The sequence below is a fragment of the Microbacterium aurugineum genome, assembly GCF_023101205.1.
Classification (GTDB): domain Bacteria; phylum Actinomycetota; class Actinomycetes; order Actinomycetales; family Microbacteriaceae; genus Microbacterium; species Microbacterium aurugineum.
Window position 1 is genome coordinate 653,597 of record NZ_CP078078.1, and the last position, 17,877, is coordinate 671,473.

A 17,877-nucleotide genomic window follows, 5' to 3' on the forward strand; every position below is an offset into this window, starting at 1 on the left:
ACCCCGTCAGGCCGCGAGCCACAGCCCCTTCTGATCCGTCGCGATGGTGAGCCCGGCCGCGACGGTCTCGTCGTCGCCGATCCTGGCGCCGCGGATGATGCGCGCTCCGGCGCCGACATCGGTGCGGACACCCACGTAGGCGTGGTCGCCGATCGCGGCACCCTGGCCGATGTGCGCGTGCGCGTCGACGAACGCGCCCTCCCCGACCACGGCGTCTTCGTCGATCCAGGCGCCGCGGGCGATGGTCGCCCCGGCGCCGACGCGCGCGCCCGGTTCGATGTAGGCACCCGCCTCGATATGCGCCTTCGGATGCACCTTCGCGCCATGCGCGACGAGACCCCGACCGTTCGCGTGCTTGCGGTACCGCAGCGTCGCTCCCTGGTCGTTCTCGATGTCGACGTAGTTCTTACCCACGATTCCTCCCGTGCTCCGGAGTCTCTTCCGGATATATCAACAACCACGGCAGGGGTGGATTCATTCCCTCGGATGGATGTCCTCGGTGTCCGCGGTGCTCAGCTCACGCGCGAGGCCGCGTCGCGGATCGCCATTGCGAGATCCGCGGGACGGCTCCACATGGGCCAGTGGCCGGTGGGCAGGTCCACGAGCTCCAGATTCTCGAGTGCGTCGACCTCGGCGAACATGGGGTGTCCGGCGCGGGCGAGTTCCTGCAGCTGCGCGCTCGGGATCGAGCAGCAGACGATGGTGGTGGGGATCCCGCGGCGCGCATCGTCGGAGAGGGGCACCGGAGCTCGGAGCACGGGTCCCGGCTCGGGGACCGCGCGTTCGCGGAAGCGGTCGAGCATCGCGGTGCTCAGGCCCTCGAGGCTGGCCTGCTGTCCGAGAACGTCGAACGGTGGCAGGGGCAGCGCCTCCACCGTCTCCGGGAGGTCCGGTGCGAACACGCTTCCCGGCGCGACCGGGCCGGAATCGACCCACACCACACGGCGGACGAGCGCGGGGTGCCGATCGAGGACGATGCTGACCGGAGCATTGGCTCCGCTGTGCCCGACGAGCGCGACCGGCTGCTCCGCCGTGGCTCCGGAGCGCAGGACGGCCGCTTCGATCGCCGCCGCCTGCTCGTCGAGGGTCCGCGAGGAACGGTCGGGGTCATCCGGATCCAGGCCGGGGAGTGTGAGCGCGATGGCGTCCGATCCGTTCGCCGCCAGGTGTGCGCGCACCTCGTCCCAGGCCCATGCGCCGAGCCAGTGGCCCGCGATCAGGAGGATGGTCGGAGTACTCGATGCTGTCGTCATGACCCGATGCTCGCACGGCGTGCGGACAGCTGTATGGCACTATTTCTGTCATGAATTCATCGGAGTGTGCAGAGTGAGGCGGACCGAACGACTTCATGCGCTGTCCGAGATGCTGCGTCGCGGCGGAACCAGGGGTTACCCGGCCGAGCGGCTGGCGGCGGAGTTCGAGGTGTCCGTCAGAACCGTCAAGCGAGACCTCGCCGCCTTGGCGAGCAGTGGCGCGCCCGTCTGGTCGAGACCCGGACCCGGAGGAGGCTACGGACTGGCTCCGAGCGCGAATCTGCCGCCGATCACCCTCTCGCCGGCCCAGGCGGTGGCGCTCCTGGCGGCTGTCTCCGCGGCGTCCGACGCCCCGTACGCCGATCTGGCTTCGGCCGGGGTCCGGAAGATCCTGGACGTCCTCGATCCCGCCACGCGCGGCCGCGCGGCCGACCTCGCACGTCGGATCTGGGTGGCGGGGGCGCCCTCGTCCGCACGCACCGTCCGGTCGGTCCTGGAGGAGGCGATGTCCGCGCAGCGTACGGTCCGCATCCGCTATACGTCGCGCGTCGGGGCCACGACCACGAGGGAAGTGGAGCCCGTGATGTTCGCCTCCACGAACGGGCAATGGTACCTCGTCGGGTGGTGCCTGCTGCGCGACGCGATGCGCTGGTTCGTCGTGTCGAACATCGAGAAGGCGACCCTGACGAGCGCGGCCTGCAGCGGCCATACCGTTGCGGAGGTCGGAACCCCTCCGCCGAACGCCAGGCCCGTGCTCGTCAGCGACGGCGAGTGACTAACGCTGACACGACGGGCACCAGAAGGTCACGCGTTCGCGTGTCGGATCCGCGCCCTGTTCGCCGCGTCGGATGAGGGTGCCGCAGCGGCGGCAGGGGCGCCCGGCGCGGCCGTAGACCCAGGTGCCCTGACCCGGTCGATCGATGCCCGTGAAGGTCCTGCTGCGGCGGTCGCGGTTGGCGCGGATGGTGCGCACACCGAGGTCGAGAAGCGCGGAGACATCGACCTCCGGCGTCGGCGTCGTCGGCAGGATCCCCCGGAGGAACAGGAGCTCTGCAGCGTACTCGTTGCCGAATCCCGCGACGTTGCGCTGGTCGAGGAGGGCGACGTGGATACTGCGGGCGTCGGCACCGAGCCGCCGGTTCGCCTCGTCTGCATCCCAGTCATCGGCGAGCGGGTCCGGGCCGAGATACCCCACCAGCTGTTCCTCGTCGCGGGTCGGGACGACCTCGATCTCGGCGAGATCGACACCGACGGCCTCACGGTCGGCCGTGCCGATGATCGCACGGACCTTGAAGGCCGGATGCCGCCACTTCTCGCCGTGGCGGTAGACGAACCACGCCCCGTCCATGCGCAGATGGGAATGCAGGGTGCTGTCGCCGATGCGCGCGAGCAGGTGCTTGCCCCGGGGCACCACCGCGTGCACCCGCTGACCGGTCAGATCCAGGGTGGCGAAGCGGGGGACACGAAGGTCGAACCGGGTCACCTCGGACCCGGCCAGAGCCTCGTCGAGGCGTCGCGCCGTGCGGAAGACCGTGTCGCCCTCGGGCATCAGGGAGCCTCGGACGGCGCGGGTGGAGGCGGGAGCAGCGGGGGGTGAGGGGAGGCCGTGACGGCGGCACGAGCGAGCATGTCGCGCGCCAGCACGGTGCTGCCGGCGACCGCAGCCGGCATCACCGCGACGGCACCACCGGGAATCAGGAAACAGAGCTGGGTGGCGACGCCGAAACCGAGCACCCGCGCCCGGCTGCCCGAGAACAGGGCGGCACGGTCGGCCGGACTGAGGTCACGAGCGTCGAAGGCACGCCCGGTGAGTTCGCGCGCCAGCAGTCGGCCGGTCAGCACCACACCCGCGATCGCGCCGAGGAATCCCCCCACGGCAGGGAGGAAGCCGATCAGGAGGACCAGGATCGCGATCAGGATGCCGAGCACCACGAGACGCAGCCCCTCGCCGATCGTGGTCCAGAAGCTGCCGCCGTCGGCGGGAGGAGCATCACCGAGATCGACCTCGACGGCGTGCCAGATGCGCTGGTAGAACGGGTCGCCGATGGTCAGCGTCAGTGCGCTGAAGACCACGCTGGCGAGGGCGAGGGCGGCTGCGACGACCACGAAGCCCACGGCCGCGCGCAACAGGCCCTTCCACGGCTCGATCCATCCCTCCGCGAACGGCGTGAGCCACGCGGAGACCGAAGGCATGCCGATCACGAGCGGGATCAGCGCTGCGGCGAGGATCAGGACCGCGATGATCGCAGGGATCAGACCGAGCATCATGAGCCCGGGGCGCGTGCGCCACAGCCCGAACCCGTGCAACAGCGTGCGGACGCCGGTGGCGAACTCTCGGATCATGGCTTCCAGCGTAGGTGCATCGTTCAGGTGACCTTGCGGAGGGTGTAGCCGCGGGGCGTCGCCACGAACCCCGCCTCCTGCAGGGCGAGGGCGAGCTCGGTGCCGTAGACGCCCTCGCCGTTGATCTTCTCGACCGTGAGGGTGTCGAGCCGGCGTGCGCGTGCGGTCGCCGCGAGATCGGTGGCCGCGGCCCGCAGCACGTCGCCGTCTTCGCTGAACGCGAGCACCGTGCGTCCGCCGCGCTCGAGGGAGAGGACGAGTGTTCCGTCGACGAGGACCACGAGCCCGCCGGCCTTGCGCCCCGGGCGGTGCGAGACGCCGTCGAGCTTGGGCCAGCTGAGAGCGGCACCGTAGGGGTTGGCGGGGTCGGTGGCGGCAAGGGTCACGGCATCGCGTGGGGGCGGATCGGCGAGTCCCGCATAGGTGCGCAGACGATCGACCGTTCCGGACGCGGCGAACTGGGCGGCCCCAAGCTTCTCGATCACGTAGCCGCGACGACAGTGCCCGGCCTCTTCGAAGCCGGCCAGCACGCGGTACGCCTGGGCGAAGCCGCCGGGGAGGCCCTCCGCCTGGACCGCACCGCGGGTGACGACACCGTAGCGATCGAGGAGGAGGCCCGCGGTCACGGTGGCCCGGCGGGAAGCATCCTTCTCGGTGGGAGGCAGCAACGACCATCGGCCTCCGATCGACGGCGGCCTCGGCGCGGCGGAACCGGTGAAGGACACACCGCGGTAGGTGCGGGCGCGGGGGGCGCGGCGTTTCACCTTGTGCGCCTGCGAGCCGCCGGCGAGCAGGGAGCGGATCGGCGCGAAGGTGTCGTTGGTCACGTAGCCCGACCAGGTCAGCGACCACAGCGCTTCGAGGACGGACTGCTCGTTCTCGGCGGCTGCCATGTCTTTCAGCTGCCCTGCGAAGTACGCGCCGCCGACGTCGAGGGCGATGAGGATCCGCGACTCCAAGGAATCGGAGGCAATCTCGGCATCGGGCTCCGGCAGCGTGAACGGCGCGAGATCGGCGGGGTGCATCGACACCCAGCCGTCGCGTCCCGGGAGCGTGCCGTGGCCGGACCAGATCACCTCGCCGGCTGCCGTGAGCTCGTCCAGAAGGGCGGGCGTGTAGTCGCGCACGCGAGAGGGCAGCACCAACGATTCCCACGCGCTCGCAGGGATCGGCACGCCCGCGAACTGCTCGATCACGGCGAGCACGCCGTCGACGCCTTCGAGAGGGCGACCGATGTGCTGCCAGTCGGGGAGGAAACGGGCGTAGGCCTCGGGGGAGACCGGTTCGACGGATCCGCGGATCGCGGCGAGCGAGCGCATGCGGAGCCGGCGGAGCACCTCGGCGTCGCACCACTCGATCGCGTCGCCGCTCCCGGCGGCCTCGGGGAGGAAGTACCCGCTGGTGAGGCGCCCCGCGGTCTCCAGGCGCTGAAGCGTATGACGGGCGACCGCGGCGCCGAGTCCGAACCGGGTGGCGACGGCGTCCGTCGTGAACGGGCCGTGCGTGCGGGCATACCGGGCGATGAGATCGCCCAGCGGATCGGCGACGGGTTCGAGGAACGCGACCGGGATCCCCGTCGGGAGTGCGGCGCCCAGCGCATCGCGCAGTCGCCCGGCATCCTCGATGGCGGCGACACGGCTCATCCCGCCGACCGTCACGGGGATCGCGCGCCGGGCCGCGACCAGGTCGCCCAGCAGCGCGGCGGCGGCATCCGCCCCGACGGTGCCTCCCGCTGCGCCGGGCACGCTCTCCGGGTCGAGGCGCAGGGCCACTTCCTCCGCATCGAGCGGCCCGAGCATGCGCAGCAGATCGGCCACGCCCTCGATGCCACGTGCGCGACGGTCGGGGTCGAGCCGCTGGGCCTCGCGCTCGAACTGGGCGAGCACCTCGGGGTCGAGGAGTTCACGCAGTTCCACCGTGCCCAGCAGCTCGCCGAGGAGCGCAGGGTCGACCGACAGCGCGGCTGCCCGGCGTTCGGCGAGGGGCGAGTCGCCCTCGTACATGAACGCGCCCACATAGCCGAACAGCAGATCGCGGGCATAGGGCGACGGCTGGCCGGGCTCGGTCTCCACCAGGCGGATCCGGCGGTCGGCGATCGACGTCGCGAGGGCGCGCAGGGAGGGGAGGTCGTAGACGTCTTGGAGTACCTCGCGCAACGTCTCGAGGATCACGGGGAACGTGGGGTGGCGCCTGGCCACTTCGAGCAGCTGCGCCGACCGCTGCCGCTGCTGCCACAGCGGGGTGCGCTTGTTCGGGTTCATGCGGGGCATGAGCAGCGCGCGTGCCGCGCACTCGCGGAAGCGGGAGGCGAACAGGGCCGAGCCGCCCACCTCCTCCGTCACGATGTGCTCCAGCTCTTCGGGCTCGAACACGAACAGTTCGGCGCCCGGCGGCTCCGCCTCCGCGTCGGGGATCCGCACGATGATGCCGTCGTCACTCGCGACCGCCGACCCCTCGACGCCCAGGCGTTCGCGCACGCGGGCGTTGATCGCCAGAGCCCAGGGCGCGTGCACCTTCATGCCGTACGGGGAATGCAGGATGACCCGCCAGTCGCCGACCTCGTCGCGACCCCGCTCCACCGTGAGCGTGCGGTCGGTGGGGAGCGTGCCGGTCGCCTCGCGCTGCTCCGTGAGGTGCGCCAGGAGGTTCGCTCGAGCCTGCTCGTCGAGGCCCGCATCGATCAGTCGCTGTGCCGCCTTCTCGGGAGGTGCCGTCGACACCTCGCGCGCGAAGGCGCCGAGCGCCTCGCCGAGCTCGAACGGCCGGCCGATGCCGTCGCCGTGCCAGAACGGCACCTTGCCGGGCTGTCCGTAGGCGGGGATCACGTTGACACGGTCGTGGGTGATCTCGGCGATCCGCCAACTGGTCGTGCCGAGCGTGAACACGTCGCCCACCCGCGATTCGTAGACCATCTCCTCATCGAGCTCGCCCACGCGGGCACCGGTGGTCTCGCCGGCCACGAAGACCCCGAACAGTCCGCGGTCGGGGATCGTCCCGCCGCTGGTCACCGCGATGCGTTGCGCGCCGGGCCTCCCGGTCAGCGTCCCCGCGTCGCGGTCCCAGACGAGTCGCGGACGCAGCTCGGCGAACTCATCGGACGGGAAGCGTCCGGCCAGCAGATCGAGCGTGGCCTCGTACGCGGAACGCGGGAGGGATTGGAACGGTGCCGAACGACGGACGGTCTCGAACCACTCCTCCACGCTGATCGCACCGAGGGCGCTCGCCGCGACGGTCTGCTGGGCGAGGATGTCGAGCGGATTGCGCGGCACCTGGATCGCCTCGATCTTCCCCGCCAGCATCCGCTCGGTGACGATCGCGGTGTGCAGCACATCGCCGCGGTGCTTGGGGAAGAGAGCGGCACGGCTGATCTCGCCCACCTGGTGTCCTGCGCGTCCGACGCGTTGCAGGCCGGAAGCCGCCGACGGCGGGGCCTCGACCTGGATCACGAGGTCGACCGCACCCATGTCGATGCCGAGTTCGAGGCTGCTCGTCGCGACGACGCAGCGCAGGACGCCCGACTTGAGCTCTTCCTCGACCTGGGCGCGCTGCTCCTTCGACACCGATCCGTGATGTGCCTTGGCGAGCACGGGATCGGCGCCGGCCGTGGCTCCGGCCTGCGCCATCATGGCTGCAGGGACGGTCGCTGCGGGCAGCTCGACGCCGATCCGCTCGGAGTGGATCTCGTTGAGACGACCTGTGAGCCGCTCGGCCAGGCGCCGCGAGTTGGCGAACACGATCGTCGAGTTGTTCTGCAGGATGCGGTCGACGATCGCCTCCTCCACATGCGGCCAGACCGAGCCGGTGACTTCGGTGTACTCCGCATCCCCGGTCTCGCCCGCGACACCGGGCGGGGGCGGCGGATTGGTCATGTCGTCCATCGGTACGACGACCCCGAGTTCGAAGGTCTTGGACGCCGGCGGTGCCACGATCTCGACCGGAGCCGACCCGCCGAGGAACCGCGCGACCTCGTCGATCGGACGCACGGTGGCCGAGAGGCCGATCCGTTGTGCCGGTGTCTCGATGCCGTTCGTGCGGCGCAGCGCGTCGAGGCGTTCGAGACTCACGGCCAGGTGCGCGCCGCGCTTGGTGGCGGCGACGGCGTGCACTTCGTCGATGATCACGGTGTGCACGCCCCGCAGCGTCTCGCCCGCGCGGCTTGTGAGCATGAGGTACAGCGACTCGGGGGTGGTGATCAGGATGTCGGGCGGATCAGACACCAGCTTGCGGCGGTCGCTCGACGTGGTGTCGCCCGAACGCACTCCCACCGTGACCGCGGGCGCGGGCACACCGAGGCGGCGCGCGGACTGGCCGATGCCGATCAGCGGGGAGCGCAGATTGCGTTCGACGTCGACGCCCAGTGCCTTCAAGGGGGAGATGTAGAGGATGCGGGTTCGAGGCTCGCCCTTCGCCGGGAGCGCGGCCTCTGACGTGCGTTCTCGGAAGACGCTGTCGATCGACCACAGGAACGCCGACAGCGTCTTTCCGGAGCCCGTGGGCGCCACGACCAGAGCGTGCTTCCCGGCGGAGATCGCCTCCCACGCACCCGCCTGGGCCGGGGTGGGCGCGGGGAACGCACCCCGGAACCAGTCCTGTGTGGCCGGGGTGAAGCGGTCGAGCACGTCGCTCATCCCTCCATCTTCGTCGAGGCCGGGGACATCCGGGCCGTCCTCCCGCGCGTCAGGGCTCCAGCGAGACCTCCCGCAGCGCGCCGTCCTCGTCGATCTCGAGGGTGAGGTCGAGGTCGAGCCGACGCAGGAACGCGTCGTCATGACTCACCACGAGCACCGCACCGCGGTAGGCGCGGAGGGCTTCGACCAGCTGGTCGACCGTGTCGAGGTCGAGGTTGTTCGTCGGCTCGTCCAGCACCACGAGGTGCGGGGCGGGGTCGGCGAGCAGCAGCGTCGCCAGCGCGACGCGGAAGCGCTCGCCACCGGAGAGGGCGGCGACCGGTCGCTCCGCGGTGGCCCCTCGGATGAGGAACCGGGCGAGGCGGTTGCGCAGTTCCTTCTCCGGTACGTGCGGCGCCGCGGCGGCGATGTTCTCGAACACCGAGCGCTCCTCGTCGAGACCGTCGACCCGCTGCGGCAGGTAGCCGACCAGGTCGGTGTGGGCCTCGGCATGCCGGCTCGGGCGTTCAGAACTCAGGACTTCCGTCTCGGATCCGCCTTCCTCCGCCCTCGGCGCCTCGAGGGGAGCCGTTTCTCCTGAGTTGTGAACGCCGCCGGCCACCAACCGCTCCAGCAGGGTCGTCTTCCCGGCACCGTTGCGCCCGATCAACGCCACCCGCTCGGGGCCCTGGATCACCCAGGCCCGCTCGTGATCGCCGATCGTCGCGATCCGGCGGCTGCGCGATACCCCGGGATCGGGCAACTCGATCTTCATCGACGCCTCGGAGCGCACGCGTCTCCCGGCGTCGTCGAGCACCGACCGTGCGGCATCCTCTTTCGCCCCGACCTCGGTGCGGAGCCTGCCGGCCGACACCTCGGCCGCCATCTTGCGGCCGTGGGCGATGATCTTCGGGACCCGCTTCTCGATCTCGGCCTTCTTCGCCGTGCGTGTGCGGTGGGCGAGCTTCACCTCGGCCTCGATCCGCTGGCGCTTCTCCTTGCGGAACGCCTGGGCGGCGGTGACCTCGGCCTGTTTCGCCGCATCCTGCTCGGCATCCAGCCAGGCGCGCCACTGCGAGTACGGTCCGCCGAACACACTGAGTGTCTGGGCGTACAGCTCCGCGGTGTCGTCCATCAACTCGAGCAGGGACAGGTCGTGGCTGACGACGATGAGCGTGCCTTTCCAGGCGCGCACCATCGTGCCGAGCTTCGCCCTGGCGTCACGGTCGAGGTTGTTGGTCGGCTCGTCGAGCAGCGTGATCGGCGCGCGGCGCAGGCGGATGCCGGCGATCGCGACCAGGACCGCTTCGCCGCCGGACAGCTCGCCGACCCTGCGATCGAGGAACTCCGGCGCGAGGCCGGCTTCCGCCAACGAGGCCTCGGCGCGCGCCTCGATGTCCCAGTCGTCGCCGACGGCGTCGAAGTGCGCGGGATCGATGTCGCCCGCGCCGATCGCCCGGACGGCGTCGAGCGCCGCGGAGACGCCGAGAAGCTCCGCGACCCGACGGTCGACATCGAGCGTCAGCTGTTGCGGGAGATACGCGACATCGCCGGACGCCGTGACGATGCCCGAGGTGGGGTCGAGCTCGCCGGCGATCAGCCGCAGCAGTGTGGACTTGCCGGCGCCGTTGCGACCGACCAGGCCCGTGCGACCGGAACCGAAGCTGCCGGAGACGCCGTCGAGCGCGATCGTGCCGTCCGGCCAGGCGAAGGCGAGCCGGTCGAGGGTGACCGATGCGTGAAGGGAAGTGGGTGTTGACATGGGTGTCTCCTGTCGAGTGCGGGGGTGCACTGACACCGAGCACCGGCCGGACGTGTGGAGTCACAGGTCGCGGAGGAGCGGGTCTGCCGTGGAGTCGGCGATCGTCGGGTCAGCGCGCGGGAAGAGAGGCGCGGAGGCGACGGATCAGATCAAAGGACTTCCAGACACGGCGGACAGGACTCCCCGACGATACCCGGGCGTGTCGGTGCCGCGCAACCCGGGCGTGTCGCGCATCCGTCGCGCGGGGGATGCCGCCGTGCGCAGGGATGCGTAGCCTGGAGGCATGGCAGATCGAGGTCCGAGTCCCCAGGAGTCCCGTTCGCGGATGGGGCTGGGCGTCGGTCTCGCGCTCGGAATGGCGATCGGCGTGTCCCTCGGCTCCGCGCTGCAGAACTGGGCGCTCGGCATCGGGATCGGGATGGCGATCGGCATCGCGCTCTCGGTCGCCATCACGTCCGGCGGCACGTCACGCCGCCCTGCCGAGGGTGAGGCCGAGGACGAGGAATCCGAGGACGGGGACTCTCTCCCGGGCGAGCCGGATGCCGACGGGAATCGGCCCCCGCGCTGATCAGGGCGACGGGATCCGCTCGAGCCACTTCGCCAGGAACCGATGCACGTCGACCAGCTCCTCTTCGGAGATGCTGTGGGTCAGACCCGTGTACACCCGTCCGGAAAGTTCGGAGTGTGCGGGGAGCCACTGTGCCGTGTGGTCGATCAGTGCGGTCGGGATGACGTCGTCGTTCGTGCCTCGGCCCCAGAACACGGAGGGGCGCAGTTCGGTCAGCGCCTCGTCGTTCGGCAGCTCGCCCGGTGCGGCGTATCCGCTCAGCGCCACCACGGCGTCGATGCGCTCGGGCGCGAGTCGCAGCGCTTGCAGTGCCACCGCGGCGCCCTGCGAGAAGCCCAGCAGAGCGACCGACGGGGCATCTCCGACGGCCGTGGCGAGCCACTGCAGGAAGGCCTCCCCGGCAGCGGTCACGGCCTCGGGGGCGCGCCCTTCGAGCCCCTCGATCGGGTACCACGAGCGGCCCGGCATCGGCCACGGAGGCGTGAGGGGTGCAGCGACGGAAGCCACGGCGATGCCCTCCGGCAGATAAGGGGTGAGCCCGAAGAGGTCGTGCTCGTCGGCCCCGTAGCCGTGCAGAAGGACCAGCAGCGGCATCCGTCCGCGGTCGAGGGACGACCATCGGGTCGCGGTGTCGTCGATCGTCAGGTTCTCGCTCACACCGTCATCCTGCCAGCAGCCGCCGACGTGGGGCCGGTGTCGGTCCGAGGAGGCGGCTGGTAGAAAGGACACATGGCGGTCCGTACACCTGATCCCGACCCGGAGCCCGAAGACGAAGGTCTCGGCGCCTTCCGAGACGCGAACCCGCCGGCTCCGGATGCGAACCCCGGCTGGCTGAGCGAGTTCGAGCTGGAGGAGGCGCGGCGGCGACTGCCGATGCTCTACGTCGAGGCGATCCCCGTGCGCACCGACGGCTCCGGCCAGGTGACCGAGATCGGCATCCTGCTGCGGTCCACCCCGATGGGGGAGATGACGCGCACGATCGTTTCCGGACGTGTGCGCTTCGGGGAGACGATCCGCGAGGCGCTCTTCCGACACGTGGAGAACGACCTGGGCCCGATGGCCTTCCCGCTGCTCCCGCCGCAGCCGCTGCCGTTCACGGTGGCCGAGTACTTCCCGATCCCCGGTGTCAGCGCCTTCCATGACGATCGGCAGCACGCCGTGTCGCTGGCCTTCGTCGTGCCCGTCACCGGAACGTGCGAGCCGCGCCAGGACGCGCTCGAGGTCACCTGGTTCTCGCCGGAGGCCGCGGGATCCGACGCGGTCGCGGCCGAGATGGAGAACGGTCGAGGCACCCTGATCCGTCAGGCTCTCGCGAGCCTGGGTCTTCTGCGATAGCACCCGCGCCCGGCACCCTTCGCGCCCGCCAGCCCCCGCGCCCGGCACTCCCGCGCCGAGACCCCGCCTGCGCACCGAGACCCCGCCTGCGCACCGAGACCCCGTCCTGTCCGCGTCAATAGCGGGGGGCTTCGGCGCGCAGGTGGGGTCTCGCGCGTGCCCGCACCGATCTCTGCGCGAGGTGAAGACTCCTGTCATCCCATTTCCTATAGGATCGACGAAAGATGTAGCCCGCATCTGATCCGCAGAGGAGACCGCAATGACGCGTTTGTTCGATCAGCCCGACGATTTCGCCGCAGATTCCGCCGTCGGCTTCGTCGCCGCCTCGAGTCGCTGGGTGCGTCCTGTGAGCGGCGGTGTCGTCCGCTCGACCCGGGGTGCCGACCCGACCGTCGCGGTGGTGATCGGCGGCGGGAGCGGGCACTATCCCGCCTTCGCCGGTCTGGTCGGTCCCGGCCTCGCGCACGGGGCCGTCATGGGCAATCTGTTCGCCTCGCCGTCCGCGCACCAGGTGCACGCGGTCGCCACGGCTGCCCACGAGGGGCGCGGAGTCCTCCTCAGCTACGGCAACTACGCGGGCGACGTGCTCCACTTCTCGCGAGCGCAGGAGCGGCTCCGTGCAGCGGGGATCGACTGCCGGACGGTCACCGTCACCGACGACATCTCCAGTGCCCCGGCGTCGGAGCATCGGAATCGGCGGGGCATCGCCGGGGATCTGGTCGTCTTCAAGATCGCGGGCGGCGCGGCCGAGGAAGGGATGTCGCTCGATGATGTCGAGCGCGTGGCCGTCCTCGCCAACGAGCGCACCCGATCGCTGGGTGTCGCCTTCAGCGGCTGCACACTGCCGGGCGCCGAGGAACCGCTGTTCACGGTCCCCGAGGGGCGCATGGCGGTCGGTCTGGGCATCCATGGCGAGCCGGGCATCGACGAGGTGGACGTGCCGACGGCGACCGGCCTGGCCGAGCTGTTCGTGTCGTCGCTCCTCGCCGAGGTTCCGGACGGCGTCGACGTCGCCGGCGCCAGGGTCGTCCCGATCCTCAACGGTCTCGGAAGCGTGAAGTACGAGGAGCTCTACGTGGTCTACGCCGCTGTGGACCGGCTGCTCTCCGAGGCAGGACTCACCGTGGTCTCGCCGGAGGTGGGGGAGTTCTGCACCAGCTTCGACATGGCGGGAGTCTCGCTCACGCTCCTCTGGCTCGACGAGGAGCTCGAGCGCCTCTGGCACGTGCCCTGTGACACTCCCGCGTATCGCCGGGGCGCGGTCGGCGGTCGCATCGCTCGCGACTCGGTGCTCCTCGCCCCGGAAGACGAGGTCGTCATCGGCCCGGCCAGCGAGGCCTCCCGTCGCGCCGCCGCCACGATCGGACGAGCGCTCGATGACATCGCGCACATGTTGCACGCCCAGGCCGAAGAACTCGGTCGCCTGGACCGGATCGCCGGCGATGGCGACCACGGCATCGGGATGCAGCGGGGGAGTAGAGCAGCATCCGCCGCTGCGGCGACGGCCATCGCTGCCGGAGCGGGAGCGCGTACGGCGCTGCACCGTGCCGGCGACGCCTGGGCCGACCAGGGCGGCGGCACGTCGGGGGCCATCTGGGGCGAGATGCTCGGTGCCCTCGGCGCGGCGCTCGGTGATGACGCGGTGGTCGACGCCGCGGCGGTCGGCGGCGGGATCGTACGGATGAAGGAAGCCGTCATGTCCTACGGCAAGGCGACGGTGGGCGACAAGACGATGATCGATGCGATCGTCCCGTTCGCGGACCGGCTCCGCGCCCGCCTCTCCGCCGGCGACGATCTCACGGTGGCGTGGGCGGATGCCGCGGAGACCGCGAGCGTCGCCGCGCGGGCCACCGCGACGCTCACCGCCCGCCTCGGCCGTGCCCGCTCGCACGGGGACAGGAGCCTGGGTACCCCGGACCCCGGCGCGATCTCGTTCGCGCTCATCACGCACACCGTGCACCACATCCTGGAAGGGGATGACTGACATGACACTTCGTCTCGTCATCGGTTCGGACGACGCCGGACACGTCTACAAGGAGCGCATCAAAGCCGACCTGCTGGCCAATCCGCAGGTCACGGAGGTGGTGGATGTGGGGGTCGACGCCGACGGTCACACGCACTACCCGGCGATCGCCACGACCGCTGCGGAGAAGGTCGCTGCTGGAGAAGCGGATCGAGCGATCCTCATCTGCGGGACCGGTCTGGGCGTCGCGATCGCCGCCAACAAGGTGGCGGGCATCCGCGCGGTCACCGCACACGACTCGTTCAGCGTCGAGAGATCCGTCCTCTCCAACGATGCGCAGGTGCTGTGCATGGGACAGCGCGTGATCGGGGTGGAGCTCGCGCGTCGCCTGGCGGCGGAGTGGCTGACCTACACGTTCGATCCGGAGAGCGCCTCGGCGGCGAAGGTGCGCGAGATCCGCGCGTACGAAGGATGCTGAACGCGGGCCCCGCATGCTGATCGGGGCGAGCCTGAAGATGTACTTCTCCCATGCAAGGACACGGGAGTGGGTGTCCGGGGTGGAGGAGCTGCTCGACGCCCATCCGGCGCGGGACGCCGTCACGGCCTTCGTGCTCCCGCAGTATCCTTCGATCCCGGCCAGCATCGCGCACGGCGGGCGGCTCCTGGTCGGTGCGCAGGATGTGGCCGCCGAGGACCGCGGCCCTTTCACGGGGGAGGTGTCGGCGGAGGTCCTCGCGGAGCTGGGCTGCCGGTTCGTCGAGGTGGGGCATGCCGAGAGGCGCCGTCTCTTCGGTGACACGGAAGAGGTGATCGCGGCCAAGGTCCGGGCGGCTCTGCGCCACGGGCTCATCCCGATCGTCTGCGTCGGTGAGGCGGAGCGCGTGGATGCCGACGATGCCGCGCAGGTGTGCATCCGCCAGGTTCGCTCGGCTCTCGAGGCGGCGGATGCTGCAGATGTGGGCGGCGAGATCGTCATCGCCTACGAGCCCGTGTGGGCGATCGGCGCCCCGGAACCCGCCGATCCTGCGCACATCCGCGGGGTGTGCGGGCGACTGCGCACGCAATTCGGGAGCGGTGCGCGCGGGGCGAAGGTGATCTACGGAGGAAGCGCGGGACCGGGGCTGCTGAGCGGCATCGCCGAGAGTGTCGATGGGCTCTTCCTCGGCCGATTCGCGCACGATCCGGCCGCAGTTCGTGACATCCTCGATGAAGTGGACGCGCTGACTCGGTGAGCTGCGTCCCCCTGATCCGGAAGAGGGACGATGGCCACAGCACGTGACGGCAGCCTGAACGGGCTCGACGCGACGATCGAGCGCCGAGGGCTGCGCGACCACGTGTACGAGCGCATCCTGCGGTTGCTGCTGAGCGGAGAAGCGGCCCCGGGGGAGCGGCTCTCGATCGACACGATCGCCCGTCAGCTCGACGTGTCGCCCACGCCCGTCCGCGAGGCCATGGTGCAGCTCGAACGCACCGGGCTCGTGACCCGCGAGGCGCTCAAGGGGTACCGGGTCGCCCCGCCGCTCGGTCTCGCGCAGTTGCGGGAGCTCTTCGACGCGCGCATCATGCTCGAAGCGCGCGCCGCTCGCATGGCGACGCCGGCCACCCCGCAGATGCTCGAGGAGCTCCGCGTCGCGGAAGAGGCGCATCGTCACATGGGCGAGCGCGTGATCACGGCTCTGCGCGCCGGTGCCACCGACGTCGAGCTGACCGCCGCGTACTTCGCGGCCGATGCGGCCTTCCATCGCGTCGTGTTCGCCCACTGCGGCAATCGCTATCTGACCGAGATGTCCGAGACGCTGGGGGCGCAGCTGCACCGCATGCGCCAGTCGATGCTGCATGGGGTGACGGACGTGCGCGAAGCGATCGCCGAGCATGAGGCGATCGTCGATGCCTTCGCGAGCGACGATGCGGACGCCCCGGAGCGACTCATGCAGCACCATGTCGAGCAGGTGCGGGCTCGCTCGCTCGATCTCGAGCAGGACTGAACGCACGGAGAGCGCCGCCGGGATGACCGCGCGAAGCGTTGCTTGACTCTATGCCTATTTCCTATAGGATCTACGAAGAGTCGCTCGGACTCATCACGTCAACGGAGTCGTCATGAACGCATCGCTGCACCCCTTCACCCGCGAGAACTGGCCCATCGCCGTGTGCATGCACGGATTCGCGCCGATCGCCGCTGACGGCAGTCGCCTGCATGACGCCTCGGGCGAGAGCTGGGACGCGATGTTCCGACAGATCGCGCGCCTGGGCTTCACCGCGGTCGAGATCGCCGACAGCCACATCCGACCTGCCGACCTCAGCCCCACCCGTCGCGCCGAGCTCGCGGCGATCGCGAACAGCCACGGGGTCGAGCTCCTCTCCGTGCACGTGCAGCGTCAGAGTGTGATCCAACCGGGCAGGGGCGAGCAGAATCTCGCCTACGCCCACCGGGCCATCGATGCGGCGGCCGAGCTCGGCATGCGCGTGTTCTCGACGGGTCTGCATCAGCCATTCACCGAAGCACAGCGCGCGGCGCTCTGGTTCTGGACGGCCCAGGGACCCGTCGACCCCGACGACGCCGAGACCCGTGCCCTCGCCGTGCGCCGGCTGCGCGAACTCGGCGAGCACGCCGGCTCCGTCGGTCTGCCGATGTCGCTCGAGATGTACGAGGACACGTATCTCGGCACCGCCGACAGCGCCGTGCGCCTGATCGAGGAGATCGGGCTCGACAACGTCGGCCTGAACCCCGACATCGGCAACCTCGTGCGCCTGCATCGACCGATCGAGGACTGGCGGGAGATGCACGAGAAGACCCTGCCGTACGCGAACTACTGGCACGTGAAGAACTACATGCGCGACGAGGCCGGCGACGGTACGTGGCAGACGGCGGTGCCGACCAGCCTCGAGCTCGGCCTCATCAACTATCGGGCGATGGTCGCGCACGCGGTCGAGGTCGGGTTCCGCGGGCCCTTCCTCATGGAGCAGTACGGGGGAGACAGCCTCGGTGTCTGCGCCTCCAACCGTGACTACCTCCGAACGCTGCTGCCGGACTCGACCGACGCCTGAACGAGAAGGACCAAGAAGAACCATGAAGAATGAGAACGGACGTCCCGTATACGCGGTGGTCGGCAGCGGGTACATGGGCGGAGGCATCGCCCAGTCGCTCGCGCTGTCGGGGGCGGACGTGCGCATCGCCGACGTCGACATCGAGATCGCCCGCGGCAATCGTGATCGCCTGATCGCCGAGGCGGCGCAATTCGCGGCGGACGAGCTCTTCCCCGTCGACGCGGCGGCCATCGTCGCCGAGCGCCTGACCGCGGCCACGATCGAAGACGCCGTCGCCGGGGCCGACTTCATCGAGGAAGCGGTGCCGGAGAAGATCGAGATCAAGCACGCGACGCTGCGCCGCATCAGCGCCGCCGCCGACCCCGCGGCGATCATCGGGAGCAACACCTCGACGATCCTGATCGGTCGTCTGGCGGAGGCCGTCACGAACCCCGAGCGGTTCCTCGGTGTGCACTTCTCCAATCCCGCACCGTTCATCCCCGGAGTCGAGCTGATCCCTCACGCCGGCACGGACGAGGCGGTGGTGTCCGTCGTCGAGGGCATCATCGCCGCCACCGGCAAGGAGACCGCGCGCGTCACGGATGCGACCGGTTTCGTGCTCAACCGCCTGCAGTACGCACTCTTCCACGAGGCGACCCAGCTGGTGGAGGAGGGCGTGGCGACACCGGAGGACATCGACACGATCGTGCGCACCACCTTCGGCTTCCGGCTTCCGTTCTTCGGGCCTTTCGCGATCGCCGACATGGCGGGACTCGACGTGTACGCCTTCTGCTACGCCTCGCTGCAGACGGAGTTCCCGGAGCGGTTCGCGACCCCGGCCATCCTCGAGGACCTCGTCTCGGCAGGGAAGCTCGGAACGAAGTCCGGCGCAGGATTCCTCGACGTCCCCGCGGATCGCGTCCCCGAACTCGTCGCCTACCGCAACAAGGCGTATGTCGCGATGAAGAAGCTGAGCGACGAGCTCGGCCCCGCCCCGGTCCGTCCCCTCCAGAGCTGAAGGA

At 70.4% G+C, this 17,877-nt stretch carries 16 protein-coding genes; 9 read left to right on the top strand and 7 right to left on the bottom strand.

Annotated elements, in window-relative coordinates:
- Positions 1-6 precede the first annotated feature (6 nt).
- Together KV397_RS03130 and KV397_RS03135 are read right to left on the bottom strand one after the other, a co-directional pair.
- Positions 7-414, bottom strand: coding sequence for a DapH/DapD/GlmU-related protein (locus KV397_RS03130; protein ID WP_047524579.1), 408 nt, complete (start codon positions 412-414; stop codon positions 7-9).
- Positions 415-512: 98 nt separating this feature from the next.
- Positions 513-1,253, bottom strand: a complete 741-nt coding sequence (locus KV397_RS03135) for an alpha/beta fold hydrolase (protein WP_248570217.1) — start codon at positions 1,251-1,253, stop codon at positions 513-515.
- Positions 1,254-1,326: 73 nt separating this feature from the next.
- Between KV397_RS03135 and KV397_RS03140 the strand changes: the two genes are divergently transcribed.
- Positions 1,327-2,028, top strand: a complete 702-nt coding sequence (locus KV397_RS03140; RefSeq protein WP_131492428.1) for a helix-turn-helix transcriptional regulator — start codon at positions 1,327-1,329, stop codon at positions 2,026-2,028.
- Here the strand turns inward: KV397_RS03140 and KV397_RS03145 are convergent, their stop codons facing one another.
- Genes KV397_RS03145 through KV397_RS03160 form a run of 4 tightly spaced genes read right to left on the bottom strand, consistent with a single transcriptional unit; the run spans position 2,029 to position 9,965 of the window.
- Positions 2,029-2,802 (bottom strand): DNA-formamidopyrimidine glycosylase family protein, encoded by a 774-nt coding sequence (locus KV397_RS03145; protein WP_131492427.1) that lies wholly within the window; start codon positions 2,800-2,802, stop codon positions 2,029-2,031. It abuts the gene before it with no gap.
- On the bottom strand, positions 2,802-3,596 hold the full coding sequence (locus KV397_RS03150) for an EI24 domain-containing protein (protein ID WP_131492426.1): 795 nt from the start codon (positions 3,594-3,596) through the stop codon (positions 2,802-2,804). The genes KV397_RS03145 and KV397_RS03150 overlap by 1 nt, the downstream gene beginning before the upstream one ends.
- A gap of 23 nt (positions 3,597-3,619) precedes the next feature.
- A complete protein-coding gene (locus KV397_RS03155; protein WP_261812153.1) occupies positions 3,620-8,224 on the bottom strand; it encodes an ATP-dependent helicase in 4,605 nt (1,534 codons plus the stop codon).
- A 49-nt stretch (positions 8,225-8,273) separates the two neighbouring features.
- Positions 8,274-9,965: an ABC-F family ATP-binding cassette domain-containing protein gene (locus KV397_RS03160; protein ID WP_261812154.1), complete on the bottom strand. Its 1,692-nt coding sequence runs from the start codon at positions 9,963-9,965 to the stop codon at positions 8,274-8,276.
- Between the two features lie 283 nt (positions 9,966-10,248).
- Here KV397_RS03160 and KV397_RS03165 point away from each other — a divergent pair, with 283 nt between their 5' ends.
- On the top strand, positions 10,249-10,533 hold the full coding sequence (locus tag KV397_RS03165) for a hypothetical protein (protein WP_261812155.1): 285 nt from the start codon (positions 10,249-10,251) through the stop codon (positions 10,531-10,533).
- Here KV397_RS03165 and KV397_RS03170 read toward each other — a convergent pair whose 3' ends face one another.
- Positions 10,534-11,190 (bottom strand): alpha/beta hydrolase, encoded by a 657-nt coding sequence (locus KV397_RS03170; RefSeq protein ID WP_194239287.1) that lies wholly within the window; start codon positions 11,188-11,190, stop codon positions 10,534-10,536.
- A 72-nt stretch (positions 11,191-11,262) separates the two neighbouring features.
- On the opposite strand from KV397_RS03170, the gene KV397_RS03175 reads away from it, so the two are divergent.
- The 7 genes from KV397_RS03175 to KV397_RS03205 all read left to right on the top strand — a co-directional run bounded on the left by KV397_RS03175 (position 11,263) and on the right by KV397_RS03205 (position 17,873).
- Entirely contained in the window at positions 11,263-11,868 is a 606-nt protein-coding gene (locus tag KV397_RS03175) for an NUDIX hydrolase family protein (protein ID WP_047524563.1), read from the top strand.
- A 259-nt stretch (positions 11,869-12,127) separates the two neighbouring features.
- On the top strand, positions 12,128-13,852 hold the full coding sequence (locus tag KV397_RS03180; protein ID WP_261812156.1) for a dihydroxyacetone kinase family protein: 1,725 nt from the start codon (positions 12,128-12,130) through the stop codon (positions 13,850-13,852).
- 1 nt (position 13,853) lies between these two features.
- A complete protein-coding gene (locus tag KV397_RS03185) occupies positions 13,854-14,309 on the top strand; it encodes a ribose-5-phosphate isomerase (RefSeq protein ID WP_194239286.1) in 456 nt (151 codons plus the stop codon).
- 13 nt (positions 14,310-14,322) lie between these two features.
- A complete protein-coding gene (locus tag KV397_RS03190; protein ID WP_261812157.1) occupies positions 14,323-15,063 on the top strand; it encodes a triose-phosphate isomerase family protein in 741 nt (246 codons plus the stop codon).
- A 30-nt stretch (positions 15,064-15,093) separates the two neighbouring features.
- Complete coding sequence (locus KV397_RS03195; RefSeq protein WP_131492420.1) at positions 15,094-15,816, top strand: GntR family transcriptional regulator; 723 nt, start codon at positions 15,094-15,096, stop codon at positions 15,814-15,816.
- Between the two features lie 112 nt (positions 15,817-15,928).
- Entirely contained in the window at positions 15,929-16,876 is a 948-nt protein-coding gene (locus tag KV397_RS03200) for a sugar phosphate isomerase/epimerase family protein (RefSeq protein ID WP_131492419.1), read from the top strand.
- 22 nt (positions 16,877-16,898) lie between these two features.
- The gene (locus KV397_RS03205) at positions 16,899-17,873 is read left to right on the top strand and encodes a 3-hydroxyacyl-CoA dehydrogenase family protein (protein WP_131492418.1); all 975 of its coding nucleotides are present in this window, start codon (positions 16,899-16,901) and stop codon (positions 17,871-17,873) included.
- The last annotated feature ends 4 nt before the right edge of the window (positions 17,874-17,877 follow it).